The organism is Escherichia sp. F1, from assembly GCF_046764225.1.
Taxonomy (GTDB): domain Bacteria; phylum Pseudomonadota; class Gammaproteobacteria; order Enterobacterales; family Enterobacteriaceae; genus Escherichia; species Escherichia coli.
The window spans coordinates 2,180,890-2,202,116 of the sequence record NZ_CP177202.1 but is presented as its reverse complement, the minus strand read 5'-3'; the positions used below and the strand labels follow the sequence as shown (position 1 = coordinate 2,202,116).

The 21,227-nt window shown below is 48.2% G+C and carries 21 protein-coding genes and 1 other annotated feature; of the genes, 9 read left to right on the top strand and 12 right to left on the bottom strand.

Going from position 1 to position 21,227, the window contains the following annotated elements; translation table 11 throughout:
- Positions 1-2: 2 nt before the first annotated feature.
- The 7 genes from pheT to thrS all read right to left on the bottom strand — a co-directional run bounded on the left by pheT (position 3) and on the right by thrS (position 6,868).
- Positions 3-2,390, bottom strand: coding sequence for a phenylalanine--tRNA ligase subunit beta (gene pheT, locus ACK8NJ_RS10660; protein WP_411962429.1), 2,388 nt, complete (start codon positions 2,388-2,390; stop codon positions 3-5).
- Positions 2,391-2,404: 14 nt separating this feature from the next.
- On the bottom strand, positions 2,405-3,388 hold the full coding sequence (gene pheS / locus ACK8NJ_RS10655; RefSeq protein WP_000018588.1) for a phenylalanine--tRNA ligase subunit alpha: 984 nt from the start codon (positions 3,386-3,388) through the stop codon (positions 2,405-2,407).
- A 64-nt stretch (positions 3,389-3,452) separates the two neighbouring features.
- Positions 3,453-3,577, bottom strand: a sequence feature (Phe leader region).
- Complete coding sequence (pheM, locus tag ACK8NJ_RS10650; RefSeq protein WP_001386830.1) at positions 3,527-3,571, bottom strand: pheST operon leader peptide PheM; 45 nt, start codon at positions 3,569-3,571, stop codon at positions 3,527-3,529. (Overlaps the previous feature by 45 nt.)
- Before the next feature lie 116 nt (positions 3,578-3,693).
- Positions 3,694-4,050 (bottom strand): 50S ribosomal protein L20, encoded by a 357-nt coding sequence (gene rplT, locus ACK8NJ_RS10645; RefSeq protein WP_000124850.1) that lies wholly within the window; start codon positions 4,048-4,050, stop codon positions 3,694-3,696.
- A 53-nt stretch (positions 4,051-4,103) separates the two neighbouring features.
- Positions 4,104-4,301 carry a 50S ribosomal protein L35 gene (rpmI, locus tag ACK8NJ_RS10640; protein ID WP_001124225.1) on the bottom strand — a complete coding sequence of 66 codons (198 nt, stop codon included), beginning with the start codon at positions 4,299-4,301 and terminating at the stop codon, positions 4,104-4,106.
- Positions 4,302-4,393: 92 nt separating this feature from the next.
- Positions 4,394-4,936 (bottom strand): translation initiation factor IF-3, encoded by a 543-nt coding sequence (gene infC, locus ACK8NJ_RS10635; protein ID WP_001700733.1) that lies wholly within the window; start codon positions 4,934-4,936, stop codon positions 4,394-4,396.
- A gap of 3 nt (positions 4,937-4,939) precedes the next feature.
- Complete coding sequence (thrS, locus tag ACK8NJ_RS10630) at positions 4,940-6,868, bottom strand: threonine--tRNA ligase (RefSeq protein ID WP_001144202.1); 1,929 nt, start codon at positions 6,866-6,868, stop codon at positions 4,940-4,942.
- A gap of 522 nt (positions 6,869-7,390) precedes the next feature.
- Between thrS and espL1 the strand changes: the two genes are divergently transcribed.
- The gene (espL1, locus tag ACK8NJ_RS10625; protein ID WP_411962428.1) at positions 7,391-9,289 is read left to right on the top strand and encodes a type III secretion system effector EspL1; all 1,899 of its coding nucleotides are present in this window, start codon (positions 7,391-7,393) and stop codon (positions 9,287-9,289) included.
- 166 nt (positions 9,290-9,455) lie between these two features.
- A complete protein-coding gene (gene yniD / locus ACK8NJ_RS10620) occupies positions 9,456-9,563 on the top strand; it encodes a small membrane protein YniD (protein WP_001142445.1) in 108 nt (35 codons plus the stop codon).
- 52 nt (positions 9,564-9,615) lie between these two features.
- On the opposite strand, the gene ACK8NJ_RS10615 is transcribed toward yniD, so the two are convergent.
- Positions 9,616-10,374 carry a DUF481 domain-containing protein gene (locus ACK8NJ_RS10615; protein WP_000771396.1) on the bottom strand — a complete coding sequence of 253 codons (759 nt, stop codon included), beginning with the start codon at positions 10,372-10,374 and terminating at the stop codon, positions 9,616-9,618.
- A gap of 286 nt (positions 10,375-10,660) precedes the next feature.
- Here ACK8NJ_RS10615 and pfkB point away from each other — a divergent pair, with 286 nt between their 5' ends.
- The 3 genes from pfkB (at position 10,661) to ACK8NJ_RS10600 (ending at position 12,947) form a co-directional block, all read left to right on the top strand.
- Positions 10,661-11,590 (top strand): 6-phosphofructokinase II, encoded by a 930-nt coding sequence (pfkB, locus tag ACK8NJ_RS10610; protein WP_089704373.1) that lies wholly within the window; start codon positions 10,661-10,663, stop codon positions 11,588-11,590.
- Positions 11,591-11,690: 100 nt separating this feature from the next.
- Positions 11,691-11,981, top strand: a complete 291-nt coding sequence (gene ghoS, locus ACK8NJ_RS10605; protein ID WP_000146149.1) for a type V toxin-antitoxin system endoribonuclease antitoxin GhoS — start codon at positions 11,691-11,693, stop codon at positions 11,979-11,981.
- Positions 11,982-12,086: 105 nt separating this feature from the next.
- Positions 12,087-12,947 carry a fructosamine kinase family protein gene (locus ACK8NJ_RS10600; protein ID WP_127791320.1) on the top strand — a complete coding sequence of 287 codons (861 nt, stop codon included), beginning with the start codon at positions 12,087-12,089 and terminating at the stop codon, positions 12,945-12,947.
- 40 nt (positions 12,948-12,987) lie between these two features.
- Here the strand turns inward: ACK8NJ_RS10600 and ACK8NJ_RS10595 are convergent, their stop codons facing one another.
- The gene (locus ACK8NJ_RS10595; protein WP_000222172.1) at positions 12,988-13,524 is read right to left on the bottom strand and encodes a YniB family protein; all 537 of its coding nucleotides are present in this window, start codon (positions 13,522-13,524) and stop codon (positions 12,988-12,990) included.
- 146 nt (positions 13,525-13,670) lie between these two features.
- Between ACK8NJ_RS10595 and hxpB the strand changes: the two genes are divergently transcribed.
- The 3 genes from hxpB to tcyP all read left to right on the top strand — a co-directional run bounded on the left by hxpB (position 13,671) and on the right by tcyP (position 16,616).
- Entirely contained in the window at positions 13,671-14,339 is a 669-nt protein-coding gene (gene hxpB, locus ACK8NJ_RS10590) for a hexitol phosphatase HxpB (protein ID WP_000106834.1), read from the top strand.
- Between the two features lie 162 nt (positions 14,340-14,501).
- Positions 14,502-15,092: a metal-dependent hydrolase gene (locus ACK8NJ_RS10585; protein WP_001295408.1), complete on the top strand. Its 591-nt coding sequence runs from the start codon at positions 14,502-14,504 to the stop codon at positions 15,090-15,092.
- 132 nt (positions 15,093-15,224) lie between these two features.
- Entirely contained in the window at positions 15,225-16,616 is a 1,392-nt protein-coding gene (gene tcyP, locus ACK8NJ_RS10580; RefSeq protein ID WP_001010716.1) for a cystine/sulfocysteine:cation symporter, read from the top strand.
- Between the two features lie 3 nt (positions 16,617-16,619).
- On the opposite strand, the gene ACK8NJ_RS10575 is transcribed toward tcyP, so the two are convergent.
- Together ACK8NJ_RS10575 and cedA are read right to left on the bottom strand one after the other, a co-directional pair.
- A complete protein-coding gene (locus ACK8NJ_RS10575) occupies positions 16,620-17,423 on the bottom strand; it encodes a hypothetical protein (protein WP_001306144.1) in 804 nt (267 codons plus the stop codon).
- A 288-nt stretch (positions 17,424-17,711) separates the two neighbouring features.
- Positions 17,712-17,975: a cell division activator CedA gene (gene cedA / locus ACK8NJ_RS10570; RefSeq protein WP_001241561.1), complete on the bottom strand. Its 264-nt coding sequence runs from the start codon at positions 17,973-17,975 to the stop codon at positions 17,712-17,714.
- A 182-nt stretch (positions 17,976-18,157) separates the two neighbouring features.
- On the opposite strand from cedA, the gene katE reads away from it, so the two are divergent.
- Positions 18,158-20,419, top strand: a complete 2,262-nt coding sequence (katE, locus tag ACK8NJ_RS10565; RefSeq protein WP_089704370.1) for a catalase HPII — start codon at positions 18,158-18,160, stop codon at positions 20,417-20,419.
- Between the two features lie 46 nt (positions 20,420-20,465).
- On the opposite strand, the gene chbG is transcribed toward katE, so the two are convergent.
- The gene (chbG, locus tag ACK8NJ_RS10560; protein ID WP_411962426.1) at positions 20,466-21,224 is read right to left on the bottom strand and encodes a chitin disaccharide deacetylase; all 759 of its coding nucleotides are present in this window, start codon (positions 21,222-21,224) and stop codon (positions 20,466-20,468) included.
- Positions 21,225-21,227 lie beyond the last annotated feature (3 nt).

The following is a 21,227-nucleotide window of genomic DNA, read 5'->3' as shown; positions in this document are numbered from 1 at the left end:
GTTCAATCCCTCAATGATGCCTGGAATCGCTCTTTTAATGCCTCTACACATTTGGCGACGGTAGCGGCAATCTCCTCTTCTTCGAGTGTACGGCTGGTATCTTGCAGGATCAGGCTTATGGCGAGGCTCTTATACCCCTCCGCAACACCCTTACCGCGGTACACGTCAAATAAGTTTACGCCAACTACCTGATTTACGCCAACTTTCTTACATTCGGATAAAATATCCGCTGCGGGAACGTTTTCTGCGACCACCACCGCGATGTCACGACGGTTCGCCGGGAAGCGAGAAATCTCGCGCGCCTGAGGCACCACGCGGTCTGCGAGCTTGTTCCACTCCAGTTCGAACACCAGAGTGCGACCGTTAAGATCCAGTTTACGTTCCAGTTCAGGATGAACAACCCCAACAAAACCAATACGTTCACCTTTCAGATAAATCGCTGCGGATTGCCCCGGATGCAGCGCCGGATTCGCTTCTGCACGGAACTCAACCTCATTCAGTTTACCGGTCAGGTCGAGAACGGATTCCAGATCGCCTTTCAAATCATAGAAATCAACGGTCTCTTTTGCCAGGTTCCAGTGCTCTTCGTAACGGTTACCGCAAATCACACCGGCTAACATCAGATCCTGACGAATGCCCAACGGTGCCTGAGTATCTGGTACGAAACGCAGACCACTTTCGAAAATGCGCACACGGTTCTGCTGACGGTTCTGGTTGTACACCACGGTTGCCAGCAGGCCGGTCCACAGGGAAAGACGCATTGCTGACATTTCAACGGAAATAGGGCTTGGCAGCAGTAAGGCTTCAACGCTTGGATGGATCATCTGCTGCACTTTCGGATCAACGAAGCTGTAGGTGATCACTTCCTGATAGCCTTTGTCGTTGAGCAGCGTTTTCACGCGCTTGAGCGACAGGTCAGCTTCACGGTGAGTACCCATAATCAGGTTTGCCTGCACCGGCTCATCAGGGATGTTGTTGTAGCCGTAAACACGCGCGACTTCTTCGACCAGATCTTCTTCAATCTCCATGTCGAAACGCCAGCTCGGCGCAACGGCCTGCCACTCGTCTTTGCCTTCGGTCACTTCGCAGCCGAGACGACGCAGAATGTCAGTGACCTGCTCATCGGCAATATGATGGCCAATCAGGCGATCCAGTTTGCTGCGACGCAAATTGATGGTTGCACGCTTCGGCAGCGTTGCTTCGTTGCTGATATCAATTACCGGACCAGCCTCACCACCGCAGATGTCGATCAGCAGACGGGTCGCACGTTCCATCGCTTTGTGCTGCAGTGCCGGATCAACGCCACGCTCATAACGGTGAGACGCATCAGTATGCAGGCCATGACGACGAGCACGACCGGTGATAGATAGCGGGCTGAAGAAAGCACATTCCAGCAGAACGTTTTGCGTTTCGTCATTCACACCAGAGTGTTCGCCACCAAAGATGCCGCCCATCGCCAGTGCCTTGTTGTGGTCGGCGATGACCAGAGTGTCAGCATTCAGCTTCGCTTCAGTGCCATCAAGCAGCACCAGCGTTTCGCCCTCTTTCGCCATCCGCACCACAATGCCGCCTTCAATGCGATCTTTATCGAAAGCGTGCATCGGCTGGCCCAGTTCGAGCAGCACATAGTTGGTGACGTCAACAACTGCATCGATAGAACGGATCCCGCAACGACGCAGTTTTTCTTTCATCCACAGCGGAGTTGGCGCTTTAACATTAATGCCTTTTACCACACGGCCAAGATAACGCGGGCAGGCTTCCGGCGCTTCGACTGTAATCGGCAGCGTGTCGTCGATGGTCGCACCAACCGGAACGATTTCCGGTTCAACCAGCGGCAGCTGGTTCAGCACGGCAACGTCACGCGCAACACCAATGATACCTAAGCAATCGGCACGGTTTGGCGTTACGCTGATTTCGATGGTGTTGTCATCGAGTTTCAGGTATTCGCGGATGTCTGTGCCAATCGGCGCATCTGCAGGCAGTTCGATAATGCCGCTGTGATCGTCAGAAATTCCCAGCTCAGAAAAGGAGCACAGCATCCCTTCAGACGGTTCGCCACGCAGTTTCGCCGCTTTAATTTTGAAATCACCCGGCAGAACAGCACCAATGGTCGCTACCGCCACACGCAGGCCCTGACGGCAGTTTGGCGCACCGCAGACAATGTCCAGCAGGCGATCGCCGCCGACATTGACTTTTGTCACACGCAGTTTGTCAGCGTTCGGATGCTGCGCACACTCAACCACTTCACCAACGACCACGCCGTGGAAGCTACCGGCAACCGGTTCTACACCGTCAACTTCCAGGCCCGCCATAGTGATTTGATTTGCCAGCGCATCGCTATCAATCGCCGGGTTCACCCATTCGCGTAACCACAGTTCACTGAATTTCATAATCTATTCCTGCCTTATTTAAACTGTTTGAGGAAACGCAGATCGTTTTCGAAGAATGAACGCAGGTCGGTGACGCCGTAACGCAACATGGTCAGACGCTCCATTCCCATCCCGAAGGCGAAACCAGAGTAAACTTCCGGGTCGATGCCAACGTTACGCAGCACGTTCGGATGCACCATCCCGCAGCCCAGTACTTCCAGCCATTTACCGTTTTTACCCATGACGTCCACTTCTGCAGAAGGTTCGGTAAACGGGAAGTAGGAAGGACGGAAGCGGATCTGCAAATCTTCCTCAAAGAAGTTACGCAGGAAGTCGTGCAGCGTGCCTTTCAGGTTGGTAAAGCTGATGTTGGTATCAACAATCAGACCTTCCATCTGATGGAACATCGGCGTGTGAGTCTGGTCGTAGTCGTTACGATAAACGCGGCCAGGCGCGATGATACGAATCGGTGGCTGCTGAGCTTTCATGGTGCGGATCTGTACGCCAGAGGTCTGGGTACGCAGCAGGCGGGTAGCGTCAAACCAGAAAGTGTCGTGGTCAGCGCGCGCCGGGTGGTGACCAGGAATGTTCAGAGCATCGAAGTTATGATAATCGTCTTCGATTTCCGGCCCGGTTGCCACGGTAAAGCCAAGCTCACCGAAGAAACTTTCGATACGGTCGATGGTACGGGTCACCGGATGCAGACCGCCGTTTTCAATACGACGACCCGGCAGGGAGACATCAATCGTTTCCGCCGCCAGACGCGCATTCAGCGCTGCGCTTTCCAGTTCCGCTTTACGTGCATTCAGCGCCTGCTGAACCTGCTCTTTCGCTTCGTTGATAACCGCACCGGCTGCCGGGCGTTCTTCTGGCGGCAGCTCACGCAGGGTCGTCATCTGAAGGGTTAAGTGCCCTTTTTTACCCAAATATTCGACGCGCACATTGTCTAACGCGGCAACATCTGACGCCTGGCTAATGGCCGCCTTCGCACTGGCAACCAGTTCTGCGAGATGTGACATGGTTTTCCTCATTGTGTCAGTGGTGACACTGGTTCGTTGGACTTAATTTTTTCAAAACGCGCATACAAAAAAAGCCTCCACTGGGAGGCTTTCAGGCGCTGTTTTCCGTTTTTCTTCTCACGCGCTAGCCTCCTGGAGTCAGGTGCTAAAGTAAAAAAAGAAGCGGAAAATAGCAGCATTCATTGCTTGCGTTACCTTTTGGTACTTTTCAAAAGACCTTTATTGAAAAGGCTACGGCGGTAAAAGTCAATGTTTTGATGGCGTTGAAACGAAAAGAGGGAGACTAGCTCCCTCTTTCAACTGGCTTATGCCAGAGCTGCTTTCGCTTTTTCAACCAGAGCGGTGAACGCTACTTTGTCGAATACTGCGATATCAGCCAGGATCTTACGGTCGATTTCAACAGAGGCTTTTTTCAGGCCATTGATGAATTTGCTGTAAGAAATACCGTTCTGACGTGCTGCTGCGTTGATACGCGCAATCCACAGTTGACGGAACTGACGCTTACGTTGACGACGGTCACGGTAAGCATACTGACCAGCTTTGATAACAGCCTGGAAGGCAACGCGGTATACGCGAGAACGCGCACCGTAGTAGCCTTTAGCTTGTTTCAAAATTTTCTTGTGACGTGCGCGTGCAATAACACCACGTTTTACGCGAGCCATATGTGCTCTCCTGTATCTATATTCTAATTAAAAAGTTAAAAAACGTTAACGGCTTATGCGTACGGCAGGCACGCGATTACCAGGCCCAGATCGCCTTTGGAAACCATGGCTTTCGGACGCAGGTGACGTTTACGTTTGGTCGCTTTTTTGGTCAGAATGTGACGCAGGTTAGCGTGCTTGTGCTTAAAACCACCTTTACCGGTTTTTTTGAAGCGCTTAGCAGCACCGCGTACGGTCTTAATTTTTGGCATTTTAATAACTTCCACTTCGCATTGTTAATAAACAGAAACAAAGGCGAATCACCCTGTGAGCCAAGGCCCACAGGAATGATTACTTGATGGCCTTACTGTTTCTTCTTAGGAGCGAGCACCATGATCATCTGGCGGCCTTCGATCTTCGTTGGGAAGGATTCGACCACTGCCAGTTCTTGCAAATCGTCTTTCACGCGATTAAGCACTTCCATACCGATTTGCTGGTGCGCCATCTCACGACCGCGGAAACGCAGCGTGATTTTGGCTTTATCACCCTCTTCGAGAAAGCGAATCAGGCTGCGGAGTTTTACCTGATAGTCGCCTTCATCTGTACCAGGACGGAATTTAATTTCCTTAACCTGGATAACTTTTTGCTTTTTCTTCTGTTCCTTAGAAGACTTGCTCTTTTCATAGAGGAATTTGCCGTAATCCATTATACGACAAACCGGCGGCTCGGCGTTAGGGCTGATCTCGACTAAGTCTACTCCGGCTTCTTCTGCTTTCTCCAGAGCTTCTCTCAGACTCACAATACCAAGCTGCTCGCCTTCCAGACCTGTTAAGCGAACTTCCTGGGCGCGAATTTCGCCATTGATACGGTTAGGGCGCGCCGTTTGAACTCGTTTTCCGCCTTTAATACCTTATTCCTCCAATTGTTTAAGACTGCGGCTGCGAATCTCTTGTTGCAGCTTCTCGATCACTTCATTTACGTCCATGCTTCCCAGGTCTTTACCACGGCGGGTGCGAACGGCAACTTTGCCTGATTCCACCTCTTTATCACCACAGACCAGCATATACGGGACGCGACGCAAAGTGTGCTCGCGGATTTTAAAGCCAATCTTCTCATTTCTCAAGTCTGCTTTAACACGAATGCCCGCATTTGATAGTTTTTGCGTCAATTCGTTAACGTATTCAGACTGTGAATCGGTAATATTCATGATAACAACCTGAACCGGCGCAAGCCAGGTCGGGAAGAAACCAGCGAATTCTTCGGTCAGGATACCGATGAAACGTTCCATCGACCCCAGAATTGCGCGGTGAATCATAACCGGTACCTTACGCTCGTTGTCTTCGCCCACATAGGAGGCGCTCAGACGAGACGGCAAGGAGAAGTCCAGCTGTACTGTACCGCACTGCCATGCACGATCGAGGCAGTCATACAGGGTAAATTCAATTTTCGGACCGTAGAAAGCGCCTTCACCCAGTTGATATTCAAACGGGATGTTGTTTTCTTCCAGCGCAACCGCCAGGTCCGCCTCAGCACGATCCCACATTTCGTCGCTGCCAATACGTTTTTCAGGACGAGTGGAGAGTTTGACGACGATCTTCTCGAAGCCAAAAGTGCTGTACATATCATAGACTAAACGGATACATCCGTTAACTTCATCGCGAATTTGTTCTTCAGTACAGAAGATATGCGCGTCATCCTGGGTAAAACCACGTACACGCATCAGGCCATGCAGCGAACCTGACGGCTCGTTACGGTGGCAGCTACCAAACTCGGCCATACGCAGCGGCAAATCGCGATAAGACTTCAGCCCCTGGTTGAAAATTTGTACGTGACCCGGGCAGTTCATCGGCTTAATGCAGTATTCACGGTTCTCAGAAGACGTGGTGAACATTGCATCTTTGTAGTTGTCCCAGTGACCGGTTTTTTCCCACAGAACACGGTCCATCATGAACGGACCTTTAACTTCCTGATACTGGTACTCTTTCAGTTTAGAACGAACAAACACTTCCAGTTCACGGAAGATGGTCCAGCCATCGTTGTGCCAGAAGACCATACCCGGTGCTTCTTCCTGCATATGGTACAGGTCGAGCTGTTTACCGATTTTACGGTGGTCGCGTTTCGCGGCTTCTTCCAGGCGCTGCAGGTAAGCGTTAAGCGCTTTTTTGTCTGCCCACGCCGTACCGTAAATACGTTGCAACATTTTGTTGTTGCTGTCGCCACGCCAGTAAGCCCCTGCCGTTTTCATTAGTTTGAAATGATGGCAGAAACGCATGTTCGGTACGTGCGGACCGCGGCACATATCGACATATTCTTCATGGAAGTACAGACCTGGCTTGTCATCATGGGCGATGTTTTCGTCAAGAATGGAGACTTTGTAGCTCTCCCCACGGTTGGCGAAAGTTTCACGCGCTTCATGCCAGCTGACTTTCTTCTTAATGACGTCGTAGTTTTTCTCAGCAAGCTCATGCATCCGCTTCTCGAGTGCTTCGACATCTTCCTGGGTTAACGTGCGGTCAAGATCAACGTCGTAATAAAAACCGTTGTCAATAACCGGGCCGATTGCCATTTTGGTATGCGGCCAAAGTTGTTTAATCGCGTGCCCTAACAGGTGCGCACAGGAGTGACGAATGATCTCCAGACCTTCTTCGTCTTTGGCGGTAATGATCGACAGTTGTGCGTCGTTTTCAATCAGATCGCAAGCATCAACCAGTTCACCATTAACGCGCCCTGCGATACAGGCTTTCGCCAGACCTGGACCAATGTCCAGCGCAACATCCATGGGGCTTACAGCGTGGTCGTAATGGCGTTGGCTGCCATCAGGAAGAGTTATAACAGGCATTTTATATCCTTATTTGCAGTGGTGACCCACACGAAAGATCACATACAAAGAAAAATTTGTTTATTAACAGTTCATTGCGAAACCATCTAGCCAACAAATGCTAAATTGGTTCGCAATCAGGTACACAAATGAAAGACATTAACCTCTCACCTTCCACCCGGTTGAGCGATGTTAACACTAAAAAAAGGGAGATTGTACCTTTCCGTTTCACATTGATTCGATTCGCAATTCGTTTGTAGTGAGTACACCAGCAAAACGCTTAAAGAACAACTGATAACATCACGGAGCGTCTGAAAGGTTTACTGCGAGCGGATTTACAGCAGCATAAACTGAATCCAGCAAAGTTCGTTGCATGATTTGGCGGTAGTATTTAAACGATCATGAGATTAATGACGAACTGGTCATATCACAATGATAAAAGTGACACAATTCTTATAGCAATTTTTCGTGCACATTTCATTCTGGCGATAATAATTAATTATCATCCTCAAAACCTCCAGACATATATAAGGCGAATAGATTATGAGTCAAAACGACATTATTATCAGAACTCATTATAAGTCTCCTCATAGAATGCACATCGATAGCGACATACCAACGCCTTCATCAGAGCCTATTAATCAATTTGCGTGCCAACTCATCACCCTACTTGATACCTCTGACTTAAGTTCGATGCTGTCATACTGTGTTACTCAGGAATTTACCGCAAACTGTCGAAAAATATCACAAAATTGTTATTCCACTGCCCTTTTTACCATTAACTTTGCCACTTCACCCATCCATGCAGAAAATATACTCATTACATTACACTATAAAAAAGAAATCATTTCCTTATTACTGGAAACCACGCCTATTAAAGCTAACCATTTGCGAAGCATACTGGATTATATTGAACAGGAACAGTTAACTGCCGAAAATCGTAACCATTGTATGAAACTGTCTAAAAAAATCCATAGAGAAAAAACTATACAACCAACAGTAAATCTCAATGGTAGTGCATTTTTTTTGCAATCTCCTTCTGACGCTATTTTTTGTCGCCATCTGTCATTGCAATACGCCCTTGATTCACTGAGAAATGGAAAAGGCAAAGTCAATCTGATTAAACATTACTCCTCCGTTGAATCCATACAGCAGCATGTCCCCTTAGTCCGGGACGCGGAGTTCAGATCATTACTTCGCCATCCTCCTGCAGGGAGTCGCGTTATCGCGAGTAAGGATTTTGGCTTCGCTTTAGATATTTTCTTCTGTCGAATGATGGCAAACAATGTCAGTCATATGTCCGCGATTTTATATATAGACAATCATACTTTGTCAGTAAGGCTACGAATAAAGCAGTCAGCGTATGGACAATTAAATTATGTTGTGTCCGTTTACGACCCGAACGATACCAACATTGCCGTCAGAGGCACCCACAGGACAGCACGGGGCTTTCTCTCGCTCGATAAGTTCATCAGTTCAGGTCCCGATGCTCAGACCTGGGCTGATATGTATGTTCGCAACTGTGCAATTGCTTTTCTGCCCCTATTACCTGAGGGAGTTCCAGGGGCTATTTTCGCGGGTATTGCATCACGAATGCCATTTGCCCCTATACATCCATCGGCAATGTTGTTAATAATGGCCACAGGCCAGACTCAACAGCTTATTACATTATTCAAACAGTTACCCATACTCCCTGAAAAAGAAATCATTGAAATAATAACTGCGCAGAATAGCGTTGGTACACCTGCTTTATTTTTGGCTATGATGAACGGACATACTGACAACGTAAAAATATTTATGCAAGAAATTCAGTCACTGGTAGATAATCATATCATTCATGAAGATAATCTGGTTAAATTACTGCAAACTAAAAGTGCTAACGAAACACCTGGACTCTATATCTCCATGTTGTATGGATTCGATGAAATAATCGATATCTTTCTGAATGCATTAACCACTCCAATAGCACAAGATCTTTTAAACAAAAAAATGGTAATGAATATTTTAGCAATGAAAACACGTGATGGTGAGCCAGGATTATATGCCGCAATGGAAAATAATCACCCTTTGTGTGTCACACGGTTCCTCTCTAAAGTTTATGGAATCGCTGTTAAATATAACCTCAGCAAAATTAACATCATGGATTTATTAAAAGGCGCAACAGCACATGGAACCCCTGCTTTATACATCGCCATGAGCAAGGGTAATAAAGACGTCGTGTTATCTTATATATCAACGCTGGGTACTTTTGCAAAAAAATATTCTTTTAGTCAATGTCAGTTATTCACATTGTTGGCCGCTAAAAATCATGACAACATGTCAGCTGTTCATATAGCCATTCATCATGATCATTATAAAACTGTAGAAACATATTATGCTGCTATAAACGTAATCAGCCAAAGCCTGAGTTTTAGTGCTGATGAACTAAAGACGTATTTATAACCAGATATTTATATATCGATACATAATTTTATTTTTTTCATAAACCGCAAAAACAGTGATCAGGTGTACAACGCCACCCGACGGCTGTAATAACAAAAAATCCCTTGATGCCTGTCCCTTTTGTTACACTCCGTTATCACGCACAAGAGATATGCAGGACACTGGTATGCCGACTAAACGCTTTGATAAAAAACACTGGAAGATGGTGGTGGTGCTACTGGCAATCTGTGGCGCTATGTTGTTGCTACGTTGGGCAGCAATGATTTGGGGCTGAGCAGTGACAAACGAAAACAGCCAGACCGCGTACTACGGTCCGGCAGATAATGTTACATGCTGTAGCCCAGCGATAAGGTTGTCCGACGATCGGTATGTTCCGGTGCAGACTCTGGAGGTTCAGAGTTCCATGTGACGTTGTAAGCCACCTTCAGTCCAAAATGTTCATTAATAGCAACATTTAATGCGCTTTCGGAGTTCAGCGTTGTGTCTTCCGCGCCAAAGACGGAAACACCCTGCGTAAATTTAGCGTTGTCAGTCAACTGCCATGCATAAGCCCCGGAGGCATAACCCAGCGGCTGGGTTTCACTGGCATTATCGGTATATTTGTCGTAACGCACACCTGGACCGAATTCAAAGCGGAAACTGTGTACCGGGCCATTCAAAAACTGGCGACCATAACCCGCGGTCAACACATCGCGCTCTCGATAGCCGTTATAACGGTCTGTCAGCCAGCTTGCCTGCCCAAATAAATAGTCATAATCAGTTAAATTAAAACGGCTACGCCCGCCCGCCGCATATTTTTCTGAAGAACGCTCATCATTAGAAGAAGTATTACTGGCGTTCCCCCACAGCGACCAGGCAGTGGTTTGTCCATACCAGGTCATGGTGGTGTCAGCCGTAAGTGAGGAGCTTTTCGTATTGCCTGATTGTGCAAGATATCCTGCGTTCAGATTACCTTCGAAAGGTTTTTTAGCGCTGGCAGGATCGTCCATGACAGTAAAAACGGAATCATCGGCAGCTGCATTCAATGACGCAAACATGCCCCCCGCCAACATAACGATGGCAGGAACTGTCTTCAAAAGCTTCATTTATCAAGAGTCCGTACAACAAAAAAAGAGACCTTCGCGGTCCCGGAAACTTTCTTAAGGATCAAAGATTAGCGTCCCTGGAAAGGTAACGAATTATAAAAAGGCGCGAATAACTTAGCAATGTATTCTTATTTCATTTTTTGAATAAGCATGTGGCGAAAACAGATTTTTATTTATATATATTTATCTGCAAAATTTTAAATAAAGCTCTAATAAATCATATTGTTAATTTCTTCACTTTCCGCTGATTCGGTGCCAGACTGAAATCAGCCTATAGGAGGAAATGATGGTACGTATCTATACGTTGACACTTGCGCCCTCTCTCGATAGCGCAACAATTACCCCGCAAATTTATCCCGAAGGAAAACTGCGCTGTACCGCACCGGTGTTCGAACCCGGGGGCGGCGGCATCAACGTCGCCCGCGCCATTGCCCATCTTGGAGGCAGTGCCACAGCGATCTTCCCGGCGGGTGGTGCGACCGGCGAACATCTGGTTTCACTGTTGGCAGATGAAAATGTCCCCGTCGCTACTGTAGAAGCCAAAGACTGGACCCGCCAGAATTTACACGTACATGTGGAAGCAAGCGGTGAGCAGTATCGTTTTGTCATGCCAGGCGCGGCATTAAGTGAAGATGAGTTTCGCCAGCTTGAAGAGCAAGTTCTGGAAATTGAATCCGGTGCTATCCTGGTCATAAGCGGAAGCCTGCCGCCAGGTGTGAAGCTGGAAAAATTAACCCAACTGATTTCCGCTGCGCAAAACCAAGGGATCCGCTGCATCGTCGACAGTTCTGGCGAAGCGTTAAGTGCAGCACTGGCGATTGGTAACATCGAGTTGGTTAAGCCTAACCAAAAAGAACTCAGTGCGCTGGTGAATCGCGAACTCACCCAGCCAGACGATGTCCGCAAAGCCGCGCAGGAAATCGTTAATAGCGGCAAGGCCAAACGAGTTGTCGTTTCCCTGGGTCCACAAGGGGCGCTGGGCGTTGATAGTGAAAACTGCATTCAGGTTGTGCCACCACCGGTGAAAAGCCAGAGCACCGTTGGCGCTGGTGACAGCATGGTCGGCGCGATGACACTGAAACTGGCAGAAAATGCCTTTCTTGAAGAGATGGTCCGTTTTGGCGTAGCTGCGGGGAGTGCAGCCACACTCAATCAGGGAACACGCCTGTGCTCCCATGACGATACACAAAAAATTTACGCTTACCTTTCCCGCTAACTGAAACATTCCCCCTGCATTGGGGGAATCACCACCAACCTGTCGGCAACGCGTTTCTCCGACTATGCTCAAAAGTCATGTGATAACAAAGGGGTGAACTATGGCCAGTGGCGATCTTGTCCGTTATGTCATAACTGTCATGTTGCATGAGGATACATTGACTGAAATTAACGAGTTGAATAATTACCTGACTCGCGACGGTTTTTTGCTCACCATGACGGATGATGATGGCAATATCCATGAGCTCGGGACTAACACTTTTGGACTTATCAGTACCCAAAGTGAAGAAGAAATTAGAGAACTGGTTTCGGGGCTTACCCAAAGTGCAACCGGCAAAGATCCTGAAATCACCATCACGACCTGGGAGGAATGGAATAGCAACAGAAAATAAATGGTTTTTGGGCAATAATCAGTCTGTGGTGTGCGTTAGCTCGTGTTTTTACACCGCATTCTTGCGCTAACCTTATGATCTGGCAGACAACATGGGAGAGACATCATGTGGCAGGCAATCAGTCGTCTTTTGAGCGAGCAGTTAAGTGAAGGCGAAATCGAACTGCGTAATGAACTGCCTGGCGGAGAAGTCCATGCCGCATGGCATTTGCGCTATGCAGGACGTGACTTTTTCGTCAAATGTGATGAAAGGGAACTGCTTCCCGGTTTTACCGCCGAAGCCGACCAACTGGAGTTACTGTCGCGTAGTAAAACCGTCACCGTGCCTAAGGTTTGGGCAGTTGGCGCTGACCGTGACTACAGTTTTCTGGTGATGGACTATCTCCCACCTCGCCCGCTGGATGCGCATAGCGCATTTATTCTTGGTCAGCAAATTGCGCGTTTACATCAATGGAGCGACCAACCGCAATTTGGCCTCGATTTCGATAACGCGCTCTCCACAACTCCCCAGCCCAACACCTGGCAACGTCGCTGGTCAACTTTTTTTGCTGAACAACGGATTGGCTGGCAGCTGGAACTGGCGGCAGAAAAAGGGATCGCTTTCGGCAATATCGATGCCATCGTCGAGCATATTCAGCAGCGTCTGGCCTCGCATCAACCGCAGCCTTCTCTGTTGCACGGCGATTTATGGTCCGGCAACTGTGCGCTGGGTCCGGATGGCCCGTACATTTTCGACCCGGCCTGCTACTGGGGTGACCGAGAGTGCGACCTGGCGATGTTACCGCTGCATACTGAACAGCCGCCACAAATCTATGACGGCTATCAGTCAGTATCCCCGCTACCTGCCGATTTCCTTGAACGTCAACCGGTTTACCAACTCTACACGCTGTTAAATCGTGCAAGGTTATTTGGCGGTCAGCATTTGGTTATTGCTCAGCAGTCACTGGATAGATTATTAGCAGCATAATATGGGGTGAGGATAATGGCCGCTCCGTGCGGCCTTTTGATTAAATAAACCCCAGCAGAGAAAAGAACACATAACCTGCAGCAATACAAATAACCGGCAGGATATACAGCGAGAAAAACTGCAGGAAAATAGTATGGTGCGGCACAACAATACGTGACTCAATTTGTTCACGCGTTAGCCCCTCTTCCCCTTTGGCTTTTTCCAGAATGAGTTGATCTTCAACACCTTCCCGCAAGAAGCGCGCCTGGCGACTCATCCGGGCACCGGAATCCTGCAACGCCAGTCCGACAAAAATCAGGATGAAAATCACCCAGAACATAACGTTCACGCCACCATTAAAATTGGGCGTCGGGGAGTTATACCAGAACAGATTCAAAAAAGGCGTATTCGCCTGCATCATATCGATCATGACATGAGTAAAGTCGAGCATGACCGCATTAATGCCTTCCTGGTTTTCCTGCCGGGTATTCATAAATTTAAGCAAAGAAATCAATGTAGAGATCAATGCAGGTATAAAAATCACCCAACCCAAAATCCTTTTCAAAACAGCAATGCGTCCAGCTTGTTGATACGTCATGAGTTCTCCTTGATTAAGACGCGTCGTTTCACTTAGTTTACCTGTAGATATCTGTTTTCGCCCATTCTTTAAAGGCGATATGATAGGCGCTTAATCATAAGCACGGCTTAATACCTTACACATAATGCTCTAAAGGAGAGGTTGTAATGTCAACCCCGCGTCAGATTCTTGCTGCAATTTTTGATATGGATGGATTACTTATCGACTCAGAACCTTTATGGGATCGAGCTGAACTGGATGTGATGGCAAGCCTGGGGGTGGATATCTCCCGTCGTAACGAGCTGCCGGACACCTTAGGTTTACGCATCGATATGGTGGTCGATCTTTGGTACGCTCGGCAACCCTGGAATGGGCCAAGCCGTCAGGAAGTAGTAGAACGGGTTATTGCTCGTGCCATTTCACTGGTTGAAGAGACACGCCCATTATTGCCAGGCGTGCGTGAAGCCGTTGCGTTATGCAAAGAACAAGGTTTATTGGTGGGACTGGCCTCCGCGTCACCACTACATATGCTGGAAAAAGTGTTGACCATGTTTGACTTACGCGACAGTTTCGATGCCCTCGCCTCGGCTGAAAAATTGCCTTACAGCAAGCCGCATCCGCAAGTATATCTTGACTGCGCAGCAAAACTGGGCGTTGACCCACTGACCTGCGTAGCGCTGGAAGATTCAGTAAATGGCATGATCGCCTCTAAAGCAGCCCGCATGCGTTCCATCGTCGTTCCTGCGCCAGAAGCGCAAAATGATCCACGTTTTGTATTAGCAAACGTCAAACTCTCATCGCTGACAGAACTCACCGCAAAAGACCTTCTCGGTTAATGACCAGGGGCAGTGATCACACTGCTCCTGGTTCTTTATCTGAATTTGCATTCAACTGACGGATTAATCGTCAATTTAAGAGAAAGAGTTACACCGTCACCACTTCCGCGCACTGTATAAAAATCCTATACTGTACGTATCGACAGTTTAGTGAGTTTTATCATGACGGCGGAAGGTCACCTTCTCTTTTCTATTGCTTGTGCGGTATTTGCCAAAAATGCCGAGCTGACGCCCGTGCTGGCACAGGGTGACTGGTGGCATATTGTCCCTTCCGCAATCCTGACGTGTTTGTTACCGGACATCGATCACCCAAAGTCGTTTCTTGGGCAGCGATTAAAGTGGATATCAAAACCGATCGCCCGCGCTTTTGGGCATCGTGGTTTTACCCACAGTCTGCTGGCGGTATTTGCGCTGCTGGCAACCTTTTACCTTAAGGTTCCTGAAAGCTGGTTCATTCCGGCTGATGCATTGCAGGGCATGGTGCTGGGTTATTTGAGCCACATACTTGCCGATATGCTGACACCCGCCGGTGTTCCCCTGCTCTGGCCATGCCGCTGGCGTTTCCGCTTGCCTATCCTGGTTCCCCAAAAGGGCAACCAACTGGAACGTTTTATCTGCATGGCATTATTTGTCTGGTCGGTATGGATGCCCCATTCATTACCCGAAAACAGCGCTGTTCGTTGGTCATCGCAAATGATCAATACGTTGCAGATCCAGTTTCATCGGCTTATTAAGCATCAGGTTGAATACTAAAAAGGCAAAAATCACCTTTCTGGAATAAGCAATTCCATATGAATATAAGAGCCAGCTCACAGTTCTGTTAATCTTGCGCCAACACTATGACTGCTACGCAGCGATAGAAATAATAAGATCAGGAGAACGGGGATGAACTTTCCATTAATTGCGAACATCGTGGTGTTCGTTGTACTGCTGTTTGCGCTGGCTCAGACCCGCCATAAACAGTGGAGTCTGGCGAAAAAAGTGCTGGTGGGTCTGGTGATGGGTGTGGTTTTTGGCCTTGCCCTGCATACCATTTATGGTTCTGACAGCCAGGTACTTAAAGATTCTGTACAGTGGTTTAACATTGTTGGTAACGGCTATGTTCAACTGTTGCAAATGATCGTTATGCCGTTAGTCTTCGCCTCTATTCTGAGCGCGGTTGCCCGTCTGCATAACGCATCTCAGTTAGGCAAAATCAGTTTTCTGACCATCGGTACGCTTTTGTTTACCACGCTGATTGCGGCGCTGGTCGGTGTGCTGGTCACCAACCTGTTTGGTTTGACGGCTGAAGGTCTGGTTCAGGGTGGTGCAGAAACTGCACGTCTGAACGCCATTGAAAGTAACTATGTTGGTAAAGTCTCTGACCTGAGCGTTCCGCAGCTGGTCTTGTCCTTTATCCCGAAAAACCCGTTTGCCGATCTGACCGGAGCCAATCCGACGTCAATTATCAGCGTGGTAATTTTTGCCGCATTCCTCGGTGTAGCTGCGCTGAAACTGCTGAAGGATGATGCGCCGAAAGGTGAACGCGTCTTAACCGCTATCGATACCCTGCAAAGCTGGGTAATGAAGCTGGTTCGCCTGGTCATGCAGTTGACCCCTTACGGCGTTCTGGCGCTGATGACCAAAGTGGTTGCAGGTTCTAACCTGCAAGACATCATCAAACTGGGAAGTTTCGTTGTCGCGTCCTACCTCGGTCTTCTGATTATGTTTGCAGTGCATGGCCTTCTGCTGGGTATTAATGGCGTGAGCCCGCTGAAGTACTTCCGTAAGGTATGGCCAGTACTGACGTTTGCCTTTACCAGCCGTTCCAGTGCTGCGTCTATCCCACTGAATGTGGAAGCACAAACGCGTCGTCTGGGTGTTCCTGAATCCATCGCCAGTTTCGCCGCCTCTTTCGGTGCAACCATTGGTCAGAACGGCTGTGCCGGTTTGTATCCGGCAATGCTGGCGGTGATGGTTGCGCCTACGGTTGGCATTAACCCGATGGACCCGATGTGGATTGCGACGCTGGTCGGTATTGTTACCGTTAGTTCCGCAGGCGTTGCCGGTGTCGGTGGTGGTGCAACTTTCGCCGCACTGATTGTGCTGCCTGCGATGGGCCTGCCAGTTACCCTGGTGGCGCTGTTAATCTCCGTTGAACCGCTTATCGACATGGGCCGTACGGCGCTAAACGTTAGTGGCTCGATGACCGCTGGCACGCTGACCAGCCAGTGGCTGAAGCAAACCGATAAAGCCATTCTGGATAGCGAAGACGACGCCGAACTGGCACACCGTTAATTCTTATGCTGGCAACGGTCCGTTTTGTATAGGAGCCGTTGCCTTACTTTTTAAATGTTCCATCGCGGCGATGCATACTGACTCATATTTAAACAGATCGTCAGCGAAAAAAATGGCTAACTTATCGATACATTCCTGACTCAATGAATGTGCCTGTAGCGAAAAGCTTAAAACCTCATACCCAAGACGTTTTCTAAGTGAACTATCTGAAATACTCATAATCTCTTCAAGCACACCACTTCCCATTCCCGGAAGATTCAGTGGATTAAAAAGAAGATTGACATTAAGCATTGATATTACCGAAGGAAACTTTAGGAGACTCTCATTTTTTTGAATCGCAGCAAAAATGCTCCCAACAGGATGTATATAATTTTGTTCATAGTATATCGTTCTTAAATAGTGAATAACCAACCTGTTTTTTATATTGATCAAATTGGTCATTTTTTCTGGTCGGAATTCACAGGTAAAATCCATCCCAACAAAATTCTCATTAATACCTCTTATCCTAATTTCACTACCATAAAGATTATTAATTATCACTCTATATTTAACATTGTCCTGCAGATATGTATCAAAACTAAGTGCTGGCGCTCCTGGCTTTGAGGCATCATAGTTAATGTTAGACATATAGGCAATCATATAATTGAAGTTTGATTCTGCTATTTCATCGCAGGCACATTGACCCGTTGATATAAAGAAAGTGAGTGCTGTCATGGTAGACTGCAGTCTTTCTTTAAAAGAGTCGAAGGCAAGGTTTTTAATATTTAAATTACCATAATCACTCTGTATTAAGTTTGTAGAAAACATCTCCCGCCTCATATTGTTAACAAAATTATTATCTCATTTAAATCTAAGTCATTTACAATATAAGTTTAAGAGCGACACCACAGGATGAACTATCAAAAATAGCTCATCATGATTAGCAAAACTTAACCATTTTAAAATAAATAAACAATTAAAGAAAAAAGTTCACTTATTTATAGCAATAGATCGTCAAAGGCAGCTTTTTGTTACAGGTGGTTTGAATGAATGTAGCAATGAAATACAGAATTTCAGGCCATGTAACTCCCGGCAGAACCGGGAGGTACGTAATCCTTACTCAGTCACTTCCCCTTCCTGGCGGATCTGATTTGCCCAACGCTGGGCGGATTCAGGCACAGTAAACGCCGGTGAGCGCAGAAATGACTCTCCCATCAGTACAAACGCAACATATTTGCCACGTAGCATCCAGACATCACGAAACGAATCCATCTTTATCGCATGTTCTGGCGGCGCGGGTTCCGTGCGTGGGACATAGCTAATAATCTGGCGGTTTTGCTGGCGGAGCGGTTTCTTCATTACTGGCTTCACTAAACGCATATTAAAAATCAGAAAAACTGTAGTTTAGCCGATCTAGCCCCCATACGTCCCGCTTTGCGTGTATTTCATAACACCGTTTCCAGAATAGTCTCCGAAGCGGGATCTGGCTGATGGTCTATAGTTAGAGGGTTTTTTGACCAAAACAGCGGCCCTTTCAGTAATAAATTAAGGAGACGAGTTCAATGTCGCAACATAACGAAAAGAACCCACATCAGCACCAGTCACCACTACACGATTCCAGCGAAGCGAAACCGGGGATGGACTCACTGGCACCTGAGGACGGATCTCATCGTCCAGCGACTGAACCAACACCGCCAGGTGCACAACCTACCGCCCCAGGGAGCCTGAAAGCCCCTGATACGCGTAACGAAAAACTTAATTCTCTGGAAGACGTACGCAAAGGCAGTGAAAATTATGCGCTGACCACTAATCAGGGCGTACGCATCGCCGACGATCAAAACTCACTGCGTGCCGGTAACCGTGGTCCAACGCTGCTGGAAGATTTTATTCTGCGCGAGAAAATCACTCACTTTGACCATGAGCGCATCCCGGAACGTATTGTTCATGCACGCGGATCAGCCGCTCACGGTTATTTCCAGCCATATAAAAGCTTAAGCGATATCACCAAAGCGGATTTCCTCTCAGATCCGAACAAAATCACCCCAGTATTTGTTAGGTTCTCTACCGTTCAGGGTGGTGCTGGCTCTGCCGATACCGTGCGTGATATCCGTGGCTTTGCCACCAAGTTCTATACCGAAGAGGGTATTTTTGACCTCGTTGGCAATAACACGCCAATCTTCTTTATCCAGGATGCGCATAAATTCCCCGATTTTGTTCATGCGGTAAAACCAGAACCGCACTGGGCAATTCCACAAGGGCAAAGCGCCCACGATACTTTCTGGGATTATGTTTCTCTGCAACCTGAAACTCTGCACAACGTGATGTGGGCGATGTCGGATCGCGGGATCCCACGCAGTTACCGCACCATGGAAGGCTTCGGTATTCACACCTTCCGCCTGATTAATGCCGAAGGGAAGGCAACGTTCGTACGTTTCCACTGGAAACCACTGGCAGGTAAAGCCTCACTCGTTTGGGATGAAGCACAAAAACTAACCGGACGTGACCCGGACTTCCACCGCCGCGAGTTGTGGGAAGCCATCGAAGCAGGCGATTTTCCGGAATACGAACTGGGCTTCCAGTTGATTCCTGAAGAAGATGAATTCAAGTTTGACTTCGATCTTCTCGATCCAACCAAACTCATCCCGGAAGAACTGGTACCCGTTCAGCGTGTTGGCAAAATGGTGCTCAATCGCAACCCGGATAACTTCTTTGCCGAAAACGAACAGGCGGCTTTCCATCCTGGGCATATTGTCCCCGGTCTGGATTTCACCAACGATCCGCTGTTGCAGGGGCGTTTGTTCTCTTATACCGATACACAAATCAGTCGTCTTGGCGGACCCAATTTCCATGAGATTCCGATTAACCGCCCGACCTGCCCTTACCATAATTTCCAGCGTGACGGCATGCATCGTATGGGGATCGACACTAACCCGGCGAATTACGAACCGAACTCGATCAACGATAACTGGCCGCGCGAAACACCGCCGGGGCCGAAACGTGGCGGTTTTGAATCATACCAGGAACGCGTGGAAGGCAATAAAGTTCGCGAGCGCAGTCCATCGTTTGGCGAATATTATTCCCATCCGCGTCTGTTCTGGCTAAGTCAGACGCCATTCGAGCAGCGCCATATTGTCGATGGTTTCAGTTTTGAGTTAAGCAAAGTAGTTCGGCCGTATATTCGTGAACGCGTTGTTGACCAGCTGGCGCATATTGATCTTACTCTGGCCCAGGCGGTGGCGAAAAATCTCGGTATCGAACTGACTGACGACCAGCTGAATATCACCCCGCCTCCGGACGTCAACGGTCTGAAAAAGGATCCATCCTTAAGTCTGTACGCCATTCCTGACGGTGATGTAAAAGGTCGCGTGGTAGCGATTTTGCTTAATGATGAAGTGAGATCGGCAGACCTTATGACCATTCTCAAGGCGCTGAAGGCCAAAGGCGTTCATGCCAAACTGCTCTACTCCCGAATGGGTGAAGTGACTGCGGATGACGGTACGGTGCTGCCTATAGCTGCTACCTTTGCCGGAGCGCCTTCGCTGACGGTCGATGCGGTTATTGTCCCTTGCGGCAATATCGCGGATATCGCTGACAACGGCGATGCCAACTACTACCTGATGGAAGCCTACAAACACCTTAAACCGATTGCGCTGGCAGGAGACGCGCGCAAGTTTAAAGCAACAATCAAGGTCGCTGACCAAGGTGAAGAAGGGATTGTGGAAGCTGACAGCGCCGATGGTAGTTTTATGGATGAACTGTTAACGCTGATGGCAGCACACCGCGTGTGGTCACGCATTCCTAAGATTGACAAAATCCCGGCGTAAATATGGATAAGGTCACGCCCCCTGGGGAGTGACCTTACCACCTTACTTACACATCAAGATAACTACCCAACCGATAACCACGCTCAGCAATCGCATATTTCAACGACACTGAAGTCAGCACATCCAGTTCCGTTAACCGAGGGAAGCAATAAGCACTCTGGCGAATCGTATTATCGATAAACGCCGGGTGGCACATCACTTCCAGCGAGCGCTCGCCGCGATGACTGGAGTCATCAAGCACTTGCAGGAACAGTGTCTCGCTAATCTCTTCACCATAAAACGCGCTACTGAATCCCTGCGAACTGCGCAGATTAGCCGGTAAATCACCATCCTTAGAAAGCGACTGACGGTCGATGCGCAACGCAATCCCCTCTTCTGCCGCAAACCTGGCAACAATCGGGAAAATCTGCGGGAACATATGCACATGATGATGGCTATCAAGATGCGTAGGTTTGCGTCCAAATAGCTCAATGAAACGCAAATACTGACTGGCGAGCTCCTGAGTAATTTCTTCCAGCGGTAAAGCATCTTCTTCTGCCAACTGCCAGATCCATTTTCCCAGCACGCCATCGCGGGTTAACCCCGGCATAGCTGTCAGTGGCTTGCCCATAGTAAGGACAAAGTGCATCCCTATGGCCAAACTCGGTTCATCACGACTCAACTGCACTGCATGGTCAATAGCCTGCCCATTCACCAGTGCCGTCGTCGATGTGACAATCCCATTGCGACAGGCCTCGATAATGCCGTAGTTCTGACCTTTGCTTAAGCCAAAATCATCGGCATTAACAATCAGTAAGCGTTCCATAAT